The following is a 15602-nucleotide window of genomic DNA, read 5'->3' on the forward strand; positions in this document are numbered from 1 at the left end:
GGCTTCCGGACGCCTACGGGGGAGGGGTGACGCCATGCGGCCGCTCGAAGTCGACGAACCCACGGTCGTGGGGCCCTACCGGCTGCTCGGCCGGCTGGGCTCCGGCGGGATGGGCCGGGTCTATCTGGGCCGCAGCGCCGGAGGCCGTACGGTCGCCGTGAAGATCGTGCATCCGCACTTCGCGCTGGACGAGGAGTTCCGGGCGCGCTTCCGGCGCGAGGTCGAGGCCGCGCGCCGGGTGGGCGGCGCGTGGACGGCGCCGGTGCTGGACGCGGACCCGCAGGCTCGGGTGCCGTGGGTGGCGACGGCGTACGCGGCGGGCCCGTCGCTGTCCGCCGCGGTGGCGGACTTCGGCCCCTTGCCGGCCCACACCGTACGCGTCCTGGGAGCGGGACTGGCCGAGGCGCTGGCGGCGGTGCACGAGCTGGGCCTGGTGCACCGGGACGTGAAGCCGTCGAACGTCCTGCTCACGCTCGACGGCCCCCTGCTGATCGACTTCGGGATCGCCCGGGCCACGGACGGTACGGCGTCCCTGACCTCCACGGGCGTCTCGATCGGCTCGCCCGGCTACATGTCGCCCGAGCAGATCCTCGGCAAGGGCGTCACGGGCGCGGCCGACGTCTTCTCGCTGGGCGCGGTCCTGGCGTACGCGGCGACCGGCGAACCGCCCTTCCCCGGGGACTCCTCGGCGGCCCTGCTCTACAAGGTCGTCCACGAGGAGCCGGAACTCGGCCTGCTGGACGGGGAACTGCGGTCCCTGACGGCCGCCTGCCTGACGAAGGACCCGGGCGCACGACCCGCCCCGGCGGACCTGGCCCGACGACTGGCTCCCGAGGGAGCGGCCCGGCTGGTGACGGGCGGGTGGCTGCCGGGGCCGATGGTGGAGCAGGTGAGCCGGAGCGCCGTACAGCTGCTGAACCTGGAGGCGGCGGCGGGGCCGGGAGGCGGGGGGCTTTCGGGGCCGGTGGGGTTCAGCAGTCCCTCCGTGCAGGTGGGGGAGAGGGAGACAGGGGAGTCGGCTGAAGCGGTCGGGACGGCTGGGACTGCCGGGGCTGTCGAGCCCGGGGTGTTCGGGCCGCCGCCGGTCATGCCCACGCCTGCCGTGGCGCCGCCGTTCCCCGCCGTACCCGCACCTCGTGACGCCGGCCCGCAGGACATGACCCCGTCGTCCACCGGGCGCCGCCCCGGCAAGGTCACCGTCTCCGTGGCCGCGACGTCCACGCCGGAAGGCGGCGGGCGGGTGCGGAGGCTGAGCTGCTCGGTCGCCCTGGCCGTCGCCGGGGCGATGGCGGCCGTGACGATCGGGTCGGTGTTCGTGTTCGACCTGCTGCCGGGACGGGGCGGCCAGGACGACAGCGGGGGCTCCGACGCCGGCTCCGACGCCGGCGCGCCGCCGTCGGCGAGCGACGCCGCCCCGGGCACGGCGGTGCCCGCCGCCTATCTCGGCACCTGGGAGGGCCAGGGGACATCCCTGGACGGCAACCTGCCCCTCGGCACGTTCCGGATCACGGTCGAACGGGCCGCCGTCGGCCAGGAGCTGGGCCGGCTCCGCCAGACCGACCAGATCGGCGGCGTCTGTATCGACGTACTGACCCTGAAGCAGGTGACGAAGAAGGAGCTCGTCGCGACGTCCGTGGGCGCGAAGACCAACCACAGCGGCTGCAACCCGGCCGCCACGACCGTCCGTCTCAGCCCGGTGGGCGACGATCTCCGGTACCGGTCGGAGAGCGAGGAGTCGGGCCGGCCTCAGGCTCGGATGTCGAAGGTGCGTTAGGGGCCGCCCTGCGGCCGAGCCCGACCAGCAGGGGGATCAGCAGCGCGGCCGCGGCGAGGGTGGCGACCAGGCCGACGGCCCACAACCAGGGGTAGTGCACATGCACCCAGCAGGGGCCGCCCTCGCCGTAGCAGTCGGAGTCCCAGTCGCGGCGCCGCTTGGGCCGTACGGTCGTGAAGATCACCCCGACGACCAGGTACCCCGCGGCCAGCCCGGGCAGGGACGCGGCCACCCAGGCCAGCGAGCGCGCCTTGCTCCTCTTCCAGTTCATCCGCGTCAGCGGCGCCGCCCAGGCCAGGAGGACCAGCGGCACCAGGGCCCCGACCGTGGCGGCGAACGCGTAGCCACCGCCGGGCCACGCGGGAGCGACATCGCCCCAGAGCCCATGGCCCCAGTACATGTCGAAGAAGACCAGCGGCATCAGCAGGACGACGAAGCCGGGGAGCACCACGCAGGCCCAGAGACAGCCCCAGCCCCGCTTCACCGGCCGGTCGGCGTCGGGCCGGTGCTCGTACCGCAGCGCCGACCCCGCCGCCTTCCTCCGCTTGGGCTTCGCCGACCCCCCGCTCAACGCCTCACCCCGGGACGACGACGGTCCGCAGCTCCCCGTCCCCGAGGTGCAGCATGCCCTTGCCCGGGGCGACCTGGCCGCCGACCATGCTGCGGTTCAGGCGTACGCCGATGAGGTCGCCGCTGGAGGACTCCTGCGGGGAGAGCAGGATGCCCCGGCGGGCCTTCTTCGCGTCGACCTGCCAGCCGGAGAAGCCGCTGCACACGTCCTCCTCGTCACCGGCGATGACCATCGCGAGGCCGCGCTCGGCGCCGCGGGAGACCAGCTTCTTCATCTGGCTCTCGGCGTCGCAGTCCTCCAGGATCTCGCCGTCGTCGATGAGAACCGCGATCGGCTCCTCCAGCGACGACTGGTCGATGAGTTCCTCGAACTCGTCCTCGTCGATGTCGTCACCGGTGAAGACCTTCAGTACGCCTTCCGCGCCGTCGAGTTGGCGGAGGGGAGACTGACGCGGGGCCGCGATCACCAGGCGTGTGCCCTGCGCCAGGAAGGACTGCGCGAAGTTCCACAGCACCGTCGAACGGCCCGACTTGGCCGGACCCGCGACGACGAACGCAGGCACGCCCTCCGCCAGATCCGGACCGAAGCCGACGATCTCGTCGCCGCCGATACCGACCAGGCCCCACAGGCGCGAGCGGGACGCGTCCGGGTCGCGCATCTCCCAGGCCTCCGGGAAGGAGATGCGGCTGGGCAGGCTGTCCACACGGAACGGGCGGCGCGAGCGCGGCACGTCGGCGTCGCGGGCAGCGGCAGCCTCGCCGATCGCCGCCAGCGCGGCCGCCTGCCCCTGACCGGTCGTGTCCTCGGAGAGCAGCGCGAACTGCGTCTCCGTACCGAACTCGTTGCGGAAGGCACGCCCCGGCGGGATCTCCTCGGGCACCTTGCGGGCCGGAATGCCGAGCGAGGAGAAGTCGCTGCGGTCGGCCAGCCGCAGGCCGTACTTGTCCTCGGTGAGGGTCGCGATACGGCCGACGAGCAGGGTCCGGTCACCGGTCAGGACCAGGTGGATGCCGACGCTCGCGCCCTCGCGCATCATCGTCTGCAGCTCGTCCGTGAGCGAGCCGTGGTCGATCTCGCCGAGCGTGGGCACCCAGCCCTCCCAGCGGTCCAGCAGCACGACGATGTGCGGCAGCCGCTCGTCGTCGGCGACCGAGGACCGCTGCTCACCGATGTCCGCGAAGCCCTTGTCCGCCAGCAGGTCCTGGCGGCGGCCCATCTCGCCCTTGAGCCGGTTGACCAGCCGTACGACCCGCTCGGTCTGGTTACGGCCGACGACCGCGCCGCAGTGCGGCAGCCGCGTCAGGGCGTTGAGCGCGCCGTTGCCGCAGTCGATGCCGTAGAGGTGCACGTCGGCGATCGAGTGCGTCCGGGCGATCGAGCCCGCGAGGGTGCGCAGCACCTGGGAACGGCCGCTGCGCGGGGCACCGCCGATCATCAGATGGCCGAAGGAGGAGAAGTCCACGGCGACCGGGCGCCGCGCCTGGCTGGCGGGCAGGTCCTCGATGCCGTACGGGGCCGGCGGCAGCTTGCCGGGGCCGCCCGCGAACGCGGGGAGTTCGACGTCGTCCAGCAGCAGCGTCTCGTCGAGCGCGGGCAGCCACGGGCTGTGCTGCGGCGGGATGCCGAGCGAGGTGTTGGCGTCGCGGATCGTGTCGACGAGGACCTTGAGGTCGGTGATCTCCTCTTCCTCACGGGCCTCCGCCTTGGGCTTGACCAGCGCCGCCCGGCCCAGGTCCTCCCAGGTCAGCGGGCCCACCCAGGGCATGAGCACGGCCGGGTCGGCCGCACCGGGCCGGCGGCCACCCACGCGCCCGGACTGGAAGGGGACCAGCGAGGCGTGGCCGAGCCGGGCGTAGGCGCGGCCCGGGGTGTTCTTGGAGATGTGCCCGGCCTCGGGCGAGTCGATGACGTCGGACGACTCACCGCCGTCCGTCACGCGCAGCGCGATACGGAGGTTGGTGTTGGCGCGGATCTCGGGCGACACGACACCGGACGGCCGCTGCGTGGCCAGCAGCAGATGGATACCGAGCGAACGGCCTCGCTGGGCGATGTTCACGAGCCCGGTCACGAAGTCCGGCAGGTCACGCACCATGGACGCGAACTCGTCGATGACGATGAGCAGCCGGGGCACCGGCTGGTGCGACGGATCCCGGCGCACCAGGTCCTGGTAGTCCTCGATGTCCTTGGTGTCGGCCGAGGCCAGGATGTGCTCGCGCCGGTGCAGCTCGGCACCCAGCGACTCCAGGGCGCGCTCCACCAAGTGGGCGTCGAGGTCGGTCACCATGCCTACGGTGTGCGGCAGATGCACACAGTCCTTGAAGGCCGCGCCACCCTTGTAGTCGACCAGCACGAAGGTCATGTTCTCGGGCGTGTTCGCCACCGCCAGCGCCGCCACGATGGTCTGCAGCAGCTCCGACTTACCGGAACCCGTCGTACCGGCGATGAGACCGTGCGGACCGTCCTTGCGGATGTCGATCCCGAACGCCCCGTCGTACGACTCACCGATGACGGCCAGCGTCGACTGCCCGCCCATCCGCCACCGCGCCGTGATCGCGTCACTCGTCGGCGGCTCCAGCTGCAGCACGTCCAGCAGCCGGCTCGAACCCGGCAGCGCCGAGTCCTCGGTCTCCCCGCTGATGTCCCGCAGCGCCGACAGCGACCGGGCCAGCCGCAGACACCAGGCCGCGGAGACGAAGTCGGGCCGTACGTCCTTCAGTCGCTCCGCACCGGCCTCCTCCACGCGCAGCCTCAACTGCTCGGTGCGGTGGGCCTGTTCGGGCTGCTGGGCGGTGTTGTGCCAGGCCTGGAAGGAGGGGAAGCCACCGGCGGCCTGCTGCGTCTGCTGCTGCTGGACCTGCTGGGCGGGCTCGTACTCCTGGGCCTTCGGCTCGGCGACGACGTACGCCTGGCACTCGCCGGGCAGGAACCGCTCCTCGGCGTCCAGACAGATGGCGAACATGGACACGGCGGGTCCCTCGCGCAGCAACCGCACCACGCCGGGAAGGGACCTGAGCCTGCGCGACCCGTCCCACACCACGACGATGTCGGGATCGCCGAAGGACGACGCACCCTGCGACTTGTTCTCCTCCGCGGCCTTCTTGCGCGCGTCGAGGATCTGCGTCAGCTCGCCGATACGGGCACCCACGGTCTCGGCGTCGGTCCCGATGAGCGCGTTGACGTCCTGGCCGCCGGACGGCCGGGAGTGCGGCAGCCAGCGCGTCCAGTCCCAGGACTCCTGCGCGGCGTTCTCGCTCAGCACGTAGAACTGCACGTCCATCGGGCTGTGCAGCGCCGCGGTCTGCGCCACGGCCCACCGCCCGAGAGCACGGGCGGAGTCCCCGGGCCCTGCCATGCCGATGACCCCGAGATTGCGCAGGTGCAGCGCGACCGGGGCGTCCTCGATCTTCCAGGTCACCTGCCGGCGGTGGTCGTCCTGCTCGGGGTCGTCGAGCACCACCTCGGAGGGCAGCTGCCCGGTCCCGAACCGGACGAGGAGATGGTCACGGTCGGTACGCCGCCGCTCCCAGAGCCGGGTCCGGGGCCCGGTCCCGAGGGCCAGCACGGTCGCCGGGTCGGGCAGGGCGTGGCGCCGGTCGGTCCGCTCGGCGACGAGCGCGTCCTGCGCGTCCTTCTCGATCCGCTCCTTCTGCTCCTCGTACTCCTCGACCTGCTTGGCATGGGACTTACGCCCGTGCTTCTTGTCGTTGTAGTAGTTCGCGAAGAGCAGGATCGGCGCCAGGCCGGCCATGATCAGGTAGTACCAGCGCTGGAAGATCATCACCGACACGACGGCACCGACCAGCGGCGTCAGCGCCATCAGCCAGGGCAGCGGCCGGGCCTCGTAGTCGCGGGGCGGCGACGGCAGCCGGAAGCTGGTCTGCCGCTCGGGCGGACGCAGCCGTGGAGGACGGTTGTAGTCGAGGCCGACGCCGTCGTCCGACCACTTGAGGGCGGCGTTCGGGGGCGTGTACCGGGTGAGTTCGAGAAGGGTGTTCCCGAGCGCGATCTGCCCCCCGAGGGGCCACTCGCCGGGCCCGTCCTTCTTCTTCTCGTCGCCGTCGTCCTTCTGCTTCTGCTTCTTCTTCTCGCCCTTCTTGCCGCCGGGCTCCTTCGTGTCGCTCTCGGCGAAGGACTTCCCGTCGAGGGTGACGTGCTCCTTGTCCATGTGCACGGCGACCTGGCAGGTGCCGTCGGTGGCGACGGAGAGGGTGAGGGCCCGGGCGTCGACCTCGGGATCGTCGATACGGACGTACGAGGCGGCCCCGCTGCCGATGTCGTAGCGCCCGACCCCGAGCCGGTGCACGAACCCGGCGGCGGGCCCGCCGACGACCCGCAGCTCGACGAGCCCGGTGGGCTCACCCGGCAGACACCCGGACGGGTCCTGGAGGCTGACGACGGCGCCCTCACGCAGGGGCGAGCCGACGACGGTGGCGTGCGGATCGACGGGGTATCCGTCCACGTACACGAGGGGCGCGTTGTTGGCCGGCGCGTGCCGGTGCTGCCCGAGCGGGATGACCTGAGCCCCGCCGTGCCCCACCTGCTTGGCCAGCTCCTGGGCGATGTCCCCCACGGTGGACTCAGGATCGGCATCGAGCACGACGTCGGCGGTGCCACCGCCGTACGGGTCGACGACGGTCAGAGTCAGGCGCACGACTAGTCCTCCCCGTGCCACTGGGCCGGTGTGGCCGCTGTGGTCTCTGTCGCTGCGTCCGCGTCCGCCGCCTGTTCGCTTCAGTCACGCGGGTCACAGTCGTAAGGGACGATATCCGTTCGGTACGACAGCGAGGCAATGGGGAGGCCCCGAGACGTTCCCGATGGCAACGTCGTACACGACTTCATGACGTCTCGTTCACAAGCCGGGGATGTGGCATCCCAGGCCCCACCCGTAAGCTGCAGACGCAAGAGCGGACGATCACACCGGTTGCCACGTGCGATCAGTAACTCGGCCTGCGGGTCGATGAGTCCGCAAACAGGGAGCCACGGGGGTTGGCCCTGCGGCGTTGTGAAAGGGAGCGGCTTCATGGCCAAGGACCTTGATGTCACTTATCAGGACATGCGGGATGCTGCCAAGCATGTCGTGAAGGAGAAGGAAAAGCTCCAGGAGAAGCTCGAGGGCCTCCGCAAGTACATCAACAACCTCGTGCAGGGCGGCTACGTCACGAAGAGCTCGTCGAAGGCGTTCGACGAGAACTTCGACGAGTTCGTGCGCGGCACGAAGGACACGCTGGACGGTCTCGACGGCATGGGTGACTACCTGACCATGGCCGCGGACAAGTTCGAGCAGATTGATGACGAGCTGGCGAAGCAGGCTCGGAGCAAGTAGGGCCAGGTGTTTGCCCGGCACCGGCGGCGAGGCCGCCGGTGCCGGGCGGGCGTTCGGTCGACGGGGTGTGTCAGCTCTGGGGGAGAGGCTGCCGGAGCACGTGCATGTGCAGATCGCTGCGGAGCTCTTCCGTGTCGACGCGCAGCCAGGATCCGTCACGGAAGCGTATGAGCAGAATCCTCGTCTCGAACTCGCCGGAGAAGGGGTCGACGAGGGTGGCCTCGGAGGCGGGAACGCGGGCGACGACCTGCAGACGCTTCTCCCGCCCCACGCTGACACGCTTCGGCGGAGCCGCCAGGACGATTCCCTCCTCCGTCGCGAACAGCATGCGCTCGTGGTGGGTGGAGTGGCTGTACCAACGCAGCAGGAATTGCCCGGCGTCACCGTGCCAGTCCCCGTCGAAGACCTGGTCGAGGCCTTGCCGGGTGACGGCGGCGTCCCGGCGCTTGTCGTCCGCCTTCTTGGCGCGCCGCCGCTCCTTCTCTTCCTTCGTGTCGAGGGCTCGCTTGACGGCCTCCTCCGCCTCGGCCAGAAGACTCAACAGCACGATGAGAGGCACGAACGGCGCACCGAGCACCACACCGATCATGCCCAGCGGGGGCCGCATGGCAGGGCGGAGACGGGGGTTGCCCGCGGTCTGCAGGACGTCCGCGGGGGGCTGCGGGATCTTGCCGATCCAGCACCAGTCGGCGGCTTTGGGGTGGATGCCGAGACGGTCCATCGCCGCGCGCTGCTTGCCCCTGGGTGTCACGTCAAGACTCTCCTCGCTGACGCGGAAGTTGATGGGTGTTTCGAGAGGGTAGCTCGTACGGGGAGGCGCTATTCATGAGGCCAATAGAGGCGGACCTCGCTGCCATCAGCCAGTACTCACGCGATCTGGCCAGTATTCATGGCAGTTCGAGCCGAGCGGTAACCCTGCGGACGAGTAGTGCCAGGCAGCGGGTCATGAGGGGTCCGTCGTTGGGGGAGGGGGCAGTAGAGCGTGAGTGGACAACAGGTGCGGAGACCAGCCGAAGAGGCAGGAGCCAACCGTCGGTTCGAGACCCGAGACGGCTTGGGGATCGCTGGGGTGATTCTCTGTCTGGTGGTCGGCATGGGAGTAATCCTGCTGGTCATGGGCCTGTGGAAGCGGTTCGCGCGTGAGACGGTACCGACGCTGGTGGACCTGCCCGGCGGTTCCTGGACGGTCGGTGCCGTCCTGGGCGTGATCACCGTCCTCGGAGCAACCGGAGCGCTGCGGTGTACGGCCGGAGCCTCGGGCCGGACGCGCCGGGCGCGTGTCCTGCATGCCGCGGGCACGGCGGTCTGCTGCGCGGCCGCGTTCGGGCCGCTCTTCTATCTGCTGAGCGGGCTGCCCGGCAAGAACTGCCGTTCGGAGAGCTGTGCCTACATCCCCGGTACCGGCAGCGCGTTCCTGGGCTACGCCCTCAGCGCCGGCCTGGTGGGCTGGCTCGTCCACCGCTGGTTCAGCGCACGCGCCGAGGAAGAAGCGGCTCGGGAGCGGGAACGGGTGCGGAGGCTTCGGAAGAAGGGGAAGGGGAAGAGCCGGGCGGGGCGTCTGCGGTAGCACGACCGCGAAGCCCGGCTTGACTACCTGGGCGCAGTCCGAGAAGCGGGCGGTGCGACGGCCCTCGCCGTACGCACCGCCCACAATTCGCAGGTGATGCTAGGCAGTCGTCACAGGCACGCCTACGTCGGCCAGCGCCGCTGTGATGGCCTTGGCATCGGGCGACCGGAATTCGATCGCCTCTCCCGAGCGAAGCAGCACGTCGACCGAGGGCGGGAGCCACGCCACACCACTGCCCACAAGGACTGCACCCTGTACTTCGGCGAGCGGCAGGTCCAGGGCAGCCCCGTCCGTCCCGCGAGCCAGCAGGGCATCCCGGTCGACGGCAAGCGCCCCGGTGCGCGAAGGGCCGAGGTCCCAAGGAGAGGAGACCGACCCGGCGGACTGGCCGTCCGGCTCCCCGAGCCCGTAGCGCACCGCGTGCACCACCGCTCCGCCCGTGAAGGCCGAGGCGAGGGAACTCGCAGCGGAATCGAGTTCGGCCTGCTCGCGGCGGCGCCTGCGCACGACCATGGGCACCCCCAACACGATGACCAGCAACGCCAGCAGGCCTGCTACGGCCAGACCGGAGGCCTCTTGTGGGCGTGCGACGACGAAGACCACGGTGACAATGGCAGCGGGGCTGAAGAGAGCCGCGTAGAGCAGTGCGGGATGAATTCGCGTGCCCGAGAGGTAGGTCTTCGGCGACTCGGCCGATGCCCCTTGTGCCAGCTGTGCGCGGTGCAGTTCTCTCCTGCGAGCTCGGGCACGGATCACTCGTTCCCGTTCGGCCCAGCCATACCGAGCCGCATACTTCCTGATCGTGCTCCAGGCGAAGAGCCCCGCGACGATCAGGCAGGGCAGCAGCCCGAGGACGGAGGGGTCGGACATTCCGGCGAGGGCCACGATCACCAAGATGAGCGCAAGGCCAAGCACCAGCGCCGAGTAGAAGAAGCGACCGTGTGGATACCCCTCCGTGCCGTAGTCGGTGGGGAACTCCGAGTCATACCCACGGTCTACCGCCGCCCACTGCCGAAGCAACTCAAGGCGCCGGGCCGACCGCTTGCGCAGTGCACGGAGGACGAGCAGCGCAGGAACGGTGACGATGGCCAGCAGCACAACACCCAGCACGACCGTCACCGCGACGTCGGTCGTGTCGCTCGACTCGGAGTCCGCGGCATCGATCACCATTGCGGGGACCAGTCCGGCGACAAGTGTCACGACGCCCGCGCACAGGAGGAAAACAAGGGCCCGGCCGCGCGAGAGGTCTTCGCGGACCAGCATGCCGAGCGCCTTCGCCTGGTCCTGCAAGCGGGAGCCCCGATCCGGCCAACTGTCCGGTGCGCCGGGGGGCTCAGGCAGCGGCGCCGCCCGGAAGAGCGAGGTGCGGGCCGGGGAGTGACCGTTGGTGGTGTTCGTCGTCATGTCCGTTCCTGTGTCGTTCGCTCATTCACTCGACGTTCGAGAGACGAAGACCGAGTGGCCGGCGATGACCGCGACCAGGCCGGCCAGCTCCCGAACCTGGTCGGGGTCCAGGCAGGTTCCGATGACCAGGAGACCTCTACCACCGTCAGGCGGGCAGGAGAGCACTCCGGCGAGACCTGTTCGCATCTCCGTGCCAGGATCGCCTTCCCCGTCGCGCGGGACCAGCACCTGCGGCTGTGAGATGAAGCCGAAGCCCAGCCCCATGTCCGTGGGAAAGCTCTCCACATATGCCATCTTGTCGGCGAAGTGTTGGTCGAACACCTGGGCAAGCAGTTCCCCGAGGTCCACTTCGGCGGGGCGCTCGGGCACGGCGACGACTCCGCCGTAGACCTGCCAGACGGCCTGTGCTCCGGTACTGGGTAGTGGAGCCGTGATCACTCCGTACATCAGTACGCCGTCTGCGAGGAACCGGTCGTGGCAGTAGAGGAGGCCGTTCGTGAACTCCTCCCTGCGCTCTGCCGGGGTGTTCGGATAGGTGAGACGGACGAGTTCGGCGCACCGTGCCCGAGTCGCCTCCCTGTCCGCCCCATCGGCCATGAGGTCGAACCAGTCCGGCGGAACGAAGAATTTCACCTCGCCCGGGGTGATACGTGTGGAGTCCGTGGTGGTGCTCAATTGGTGACCTTCGGCTTTTCTGTCAGAGGACCGAAGTCCCAGGAGAAGATCTTGCCCAGCGTCTCGACGCTGTCACCGCTGCCTTCGGCTGTCATGACGTTTCCGGTCCAGGTGCTGAAGTATTGTCCCGTCCGCCAGGCGAATTCGCTTTGGCTCATCGCGTAGGTACTCGACGCCAACTGGAAGTAGCCCATGGGTAGTTCCTTTGCCGGACCGATCAGTTGAGGCACCATGCGGGTGGGGGCCCCAGATGCTTTTGCTGCCGCGAGAATGCCCTCCCCGAGCTTTGCGCCGGCCTTGCCCAGACCGAAACCGACGGCATCCATGATGACGTCCTTGGTCAGCAGAGCCTTACCGAAGCTGCCGGTCGTACCCACTGCGGACAGGTAATGGGCACCCAGAGCGACTCCCGCGAGGACAAGTGAAGCAGCGCCGAGGAACTGAAGCCCTGGGACAAGTGCGAGCAGTCCGGTGACTGCGCTGAGCAGCCCAGCAATGTCGCCGATGAGGTCCAGCAGCGGTGCTAGCTTTCCCAGGAGCTCGATGGCCTGATCATGCAGCCAGGCCGCAGCATCGCCGATGGCGTCAAGCGCCTTGCTGATACTTTCGCCGAGCTTTTCCCAGAAACCCGGTTCATTCGGGGCGATGTCGATGGCCTTCTGCAACCGCTTGGCGGCGTTGCGGCCTTCTTCCTCGTAGTCGGAGTGTAGTGTCCGAGCGCGTTTGCGAACTTCTTCGACTGGGTCTGTCTCGTCGCCGCTCCCGCTTGCGGGCTTCTTCTTGCTGCCTTCCGCTCCGTCCTTGTCCTTGGACTTGTCCTTTTCGGCTTTGGCTTCTGCGGCTTCTCGCTCGAGGCTGCGAGCCTTCTTCTGTTTCTCCTCCATGTAGTCGGACCAGCCCTGAATGACACGCTTGGCCTTGTCGAACGAGTCGTACGCGTCCTCGACCTTGGGGCGGAAATCGTCATCCAGGAGTTCCCGAAATGCGATGGCAGCCTTTCCTCGCCAGTCTCCGTCTGCAGCACCCTTGAGAACTCGTTTGATTTCACTGAGGGCATCTGCCGTATGCCGGATTGAATCGGAAACCTTGTCCACAGCTGCGTGGTCTCCGGGGCAAGGGATGAAACCAAGTGCAGGAAAGTCGTCAACAGTTGGCGCAGTCACTTCTTCTTGGCCGCCTTTGACAGTTCGTTTGCTAGATCCAAATCGAGCTGATTGAAAGCTTTCTCGATTGTGTCTAGCGTCTTGGCGGCACCCTTGGAGAACTTACGCAACTGCTTGATTCCATATGACCATTCGTCGCCGAATTCTTCCATGCGACGTTCCAGGTCAGACGCTCCCATGGCCTTGGCGTCGATATCCGTCATCGCGCGGATCGGCTTGGCGAAGAGATCGTCGATGTCTCTGAGGTTGTGTCGCACTCGGTTCAGCATCTCGCCATCGATGTACAAGTCGCTCATGGAGTCCCCGTGGAAATGGAATCTGATCTGTCATGGACGGTGGGTATAAGGCCTAGTTGGATCGGCCGGAGGTGATCAATCGCTGTTGTCGTGTGGGATGCGAGGGGATAGACGCAGTAGGAGTGGCGTCACGCACCATCCGTTGGGTGCGACACCATCGGCTACCCCACCGGTCACCCTCAGCGCGACAGCAACGGGCAAAGCAATCGGCTTCAACGTGGGCGCTCCCTGCAACGACGGGCTAGTCGAGAGCACAAACGGTATCTGTGACGTTCCTGTTTTCGCCATAGCGAACTAACCTAAAAATGTAGGCAATTCAGGACATTCATTCACATACATTGCCTGTGCTGTGTCCTGATCGTGCCCAGATGTGTGACACACGTGGGACGTCTTGGGTGCGGTGTTGGTTGCGGTGTCGGTTGGGCGCTTGCAGGCAGACCGGACGGTCGCCACCGCGAGCAGGCGGCGGGCACTTCTGTGACCGGCTCTCTTCTCCGATCCCGGCTTTCTCGACCCGTCAGCTGTCGTGGACAGTCACCATGAGCTGGTCGTCGGTGTCGACCAGTAGCGCGTGGAGTGGAGGCCTTCGCCCAGGCGTTCCGTGATGAACGGGTCCACTCCATGAGGCGGACCAGGCTCTCGGCGCTGGCCTGGACGATCTGACGCAGCGCGGTGTCCCGGTCGCCCTCGCTCTCGGCCATGAGGATGCTGGCCGGGGCGGGCAGCTCGTCAGGTCCGACACGGGGCAGCTTGGCCGCGGCGGTGGCCGTCATGCATTTGGCTGCCGAGTTGGACGTCCAAGCTGCGCGCCCGGTCTCGAGGGGAGCCGCCGAGGTCGGCGGAGTGGGGACGGGGGCGTGCTTGGAAGCGCCGGTAGATCGCATGACTTTCTCCGCGACCTCAAAGCGAACCGTGTCCTGATCGTGCCTCACCGGCGGTGGTGTGCCTGGCCCGCTCGGCCATCGCCCAGCCGTGCTTGTGGCTCAGGCTAGACAGCAGGCCCGGACAGGTCCGCGAACACCTCCCGCGGCTCCGGCCGCGCGAGCGAGTACTCCCAAACTTGCGGTAAGCGATGCTCACCGCTTGAATCCGCCTCAGGCGGTGCCGGTCAATGGGCCGGCCCGGGAAGTCGGAGCGTCCGCGCGAAGTCGTCCATTGCCTCCAGTGCCGCAGCGACTACTTCCGGATCGTCGTGGTGGCCGCGGAGCACGACGTCGGGGAGGCCGGCCGGGGTGTGCCAGTGGTACGACACCGAGGTCATCATGATGGTGCTGTCCGCAGGGTAGGAGCGGGTGACCCGGACGCCGTCCGCGCCCAGATGCGGGGACGCGAAAGCACTGCTGCCGGTGCGTTGCTGCCACTCGGGGATGTCCGGGTGCGGCACGGTGAGCGCGCTGATTCCCTCACAGGAAGCCGCGTCAGGAGCATCACAGTGGATGCGGGTGGCGTGCATCACCAGGGGCATGTAGGTGAGCGGAACGGGGTGGTAGATAAACGCTTCGTCGGCCTGGAGCTTTTCCCGCAGGATGACAAGCGTCTGCTCGTAGAAGTTCTTGTGGAATCGGCGGAGCTTACGGGTGAGTTCGATGTTGTGAACGGCCGCCAAGCCGATCAGGTGCTGGTCCAGCCATTCCTTGAAGGTCCGCCTGTCGATCTGGAGATGAAGATAGCCCCAGAGGCCTGGGTCGGCATCCGTGTCGATGTGGAGCGGGGCACCGAGGTCGGTGCTCCAGAGGGTGCCGTCTGACATGAGCGGTCACTTTCGTCGGGGCGTGGGCAGCGGGGGGAGGAGGTCCTCAGGAGTAGCTCCAGCGGAAGGTGCTCATGACGGCGTCGAACAGTTCCACGAGGGTGTCGTAGAAGGCGGGATCCGAGCCGGGCGCGATCAGGGCGCTGAAGGAGAAGGTGAGGTACTTGTCAGGCGTGCTGTCCGGGATCGGCACGAAGTACTCGACCCGGCGGTGAGCGACGTCGACGCCTTGGGCCGGGTCGGCGGGTACATCTCGCTCCGAGCGCAGGGCCGCGGTGTCGTCGAGCTCCCGCATCTCGGCTCCAAGGGTCTCGGAGGCGAGCGCGACCAGGACCGCTTCTGGGCCGCTGTTGGGCCTGACCCGCGGAATCTCGATCGGCTCGGAGGCCACGATCGAGACGGGCAGTGCGACGCCATGGAGGCGTTCGGTGGGGAGGTAGAGGGTCATTCCTCCCTTGGCGCTGGCCCGGCGGACGACCTTCTTCATCTCCTGGGTGAGCTTCAGCCGGGCCTTCGGAATGTCGTCCTTGGGAAAACCGACGGGTAGTTGTCCGACGGCCTTACGGACGATGCGGTCCATCGCCTCCCGAGTGCCCGTGTGCAGCGGTATCACGTCCCAGCCGGGCGGCGGCACCAGGTTGAAGCCATTCGGGGCCCGGCGGTGCTCAACGGTGGTCATTGCGCCCCCGCGTCACTTCCACGGCATAGGCAACGCCTACGAAGAGCGCCCACGCCGGGGCAGCGATCATGCCCGGCCAGAAGCCGAAGAACAGCGAGGGCAGGAAGAAGCCGCCACCCATGGCCAGATCCCGGGTGAGGTAGGGCGGACGGCCCGCATATCGGGGGTACTTCGCGAACACCCAGACGTAGTGCAGGAGGCAGCCGACGATCCCGGCCTCATAGACGTAGAGCACGTCATTCATCAGGGACTTCGGCACCAGGATCATAATTCCCAGTACCGGCAGGAACAGGGGCATTCCGATGATCAGCGTCAGGCGGAGCCGCCGGTTGGGGCCAGTGCCGAGTCCGGTACGGGCGGCTTCGGCCTCGACAATGCGGTGCGCCGAGTTCAGGTCCAT

13 protein-coding genes are annotated in these 15602 nt (G+C 68.4%); 3 read left to right on the forward strand and 10 right to left on the reverse strand.

Translation table 11 applies throughout. From position 1 onward, the window contains the following. Window positions 1-34: 34 nt before the first annotated feature. Window positions 35-1774, forward strand: a complete 1740-nt coding sequence (locus ACFT4A_RS08985) for a serine/threonine-protein kinase (protein WP_382827313.1) — start codon at window positions 35-37, stop codon at window positions 1772-1774. On the opposite strand, the gene ACFT4A_RS08990 is transcribed toward ACFT4A_RS08985, so the two are convergent. Both ACFT4A_RS08990 and ACFT4A_RS08995 read right to left on the reverse strand, forming a co-directional pair. Beyond that, entirely contained in the window at window positions 1689-2345 is a 657-nt protein-coding gene (locus tag ACFT4A_RS08990) for a hypothetical protein (RefSeq protein ID WP_382827315.1), read from the reverse strand. The two genes, ACFT4A_RS08985 and ACFT4A_RS08990, sit on opposite strands and share 86 nt — an antisense overlap. Window positions 2346-2349: 4 nt before the next feature. Beyond that, window positions 2350-6996 (reverse strand): FtsK/SpoIIIE domain-containing protein, encoded by a 4647-nt coding sequence (locus ACFT4A_RS08995; protein WP_382827317.1) that lies wholly within the window; start codon window positions 6994-6996, stop codon window positions 2350-2352. A 369-nt stretch (window positions 6997-7365) separates the two neighbouring features. Between ACFT4A_RS08995 and ACFT4A_RS09000 the strand changes: the two genes are divergently transcribed. Then, window positions 7366-7668, forward strand: coding sequence for a WXG100 family type VII secretion target (locus ACFT4A_RS09000; protein ID WP_328342166.1), 303 nt, complete (start codon window positions 7366-7368; stop codon window positions 7666-7668). A 70-nt stretch (window positions 7669-7738) separates the two neighbouring features. Here ACFT4A_RS09000 and ACFT4A_RS09005 read toward each other — a convergent pair whose 3' ends face one another. Continuing rightward, window positions 7739-8419: a hypothetical protein gene (locus ACFT4A_RS09005; protein ID WP_382827319.1), complete on the reverse strand. Its 681-nt coding sequence runs from the start codon at window positions 8417-8419 to the stop codon at window positions 7739-7741. A 342-nt stretch (window positions 8420-8761) separates the two neighbouring features. On the opposite strand from ACFT4A_RS09005, the gene ACFT4A_RS09010 reads away from it, so the two are divergent. Continuing rightward, window positions 8762-9235 carry a hypothetical protein gene (locus ACFT4A_RS09010; RefSeq protein WP_382827321.1) on the forward strand — a complete coding sequence of 158 codons (474 nt, stop codon included), beginning with the start codon at window positions 8762-8764 and terminating at the stop codon, window positions 9233-9235. Between the two features lie 99 nt (window positions 9236-9334). Here ACFT4A_RS09010 and ACFT4A_RS09015 read toward each other — a convergent pair whose 3' ends face one another. The 7 genes from ACFT4A_RS09015 to ACFT4A_RS09045 all read right to left on the reverse strand — a co-directional run bounded on the left by ACFT4A_RS09015 (window position 9335) and on the right by ACFT4A_RS09045 (window position 15602). Next, complete coding sequence (locus ACFT4A_RS09015) at window positions 9335-10639, reverse strand: hypothetical protein (RefSeq protein WP_382827322.1); 1305 nt, start codon at window positions 10637-10639, stop codon at window positions 9335-9337. A gap of 21 nt (window positions 10640-10660) precedes the next feature. Next, complete coding sequence (locus ACFT4A_RS09020; protein WP_382827324.1) at window positions 10661-11314, reverse strand: hypothetical protein; 654 nt, start codon at window positions 11312-11314, stop codon at window positions 10661-10663. Then, complete coding sequence (locus ACFT4A_RS09025) at window positions 11311-12477, reverse strand: WXG100 family type VII secretion target (protein ID WP_382827326.1); 1167 nt, start codon at window positions 12475-12477, stop codon at window positions 11311-11313. Before ACFT4A_RS09025 ends, ACFT4A_RS09020 begins: the two co-directional genes overlap by 4 nt. Then, window positions 12474-12773 (reverse strand): hypothetical protein, encoded by a 300-nt coding sequence (locus tag ACFT4A_RS09030; protein WP_382827328.1) that lies wholly within the window; start codon window positions 12771-12773, stop codon window positions 12474-12476. The genes ACFT4A_RS09025 and ACFT4A_RS09030 overlap by 4 nt, the downstream gene beginning before the upstream one ends. 1108 nt (window positions 12774-13881) lie before the next feature. Further along, entirely contained in the window at window positions 13882-14523 is a 642-nt protein-coding gene (locus ACFT4A_RS09035; RefSeq protein WP_382827330.1) for a hypothetical protein, read from the reverse strand. 46 nt (window positions 14524-14569) lie between these two features. Next, on the reverse strand, window positions 14570-15202 hold the full coding sequence (locus ACFT4A_RS09040) for a hypothetical protein (protein WP_382827332.1): 633 nt from the start codon (window positions 15200-15202) through the stop codon (window positions 14570-14572). Next, on the reverse strand, window positions 15189-15602 hold the full coding sequence (locus tag ACFT4A_RS09045) for a hypothetical protein (protein WP_382827334.1): 414 nt from the start codon (window positions 15600-15602) through the stop codon (window positions 15189-15191). Before ACFT4A_RS09045 ends, ACFT4A_RS09040 begins: the two co-directional genes overlap by 14 nt.

It is taken from the genome of Streptomyces sp. NPDC057099, assembly GCF_042671245.1.
Taxonomy (GTDB): Bacteria; Actinomycetota; Actinomycetes; order Streptomycetales; family Streptomycetaceae; genus Streptomyces; species Streptomyces purpurascens.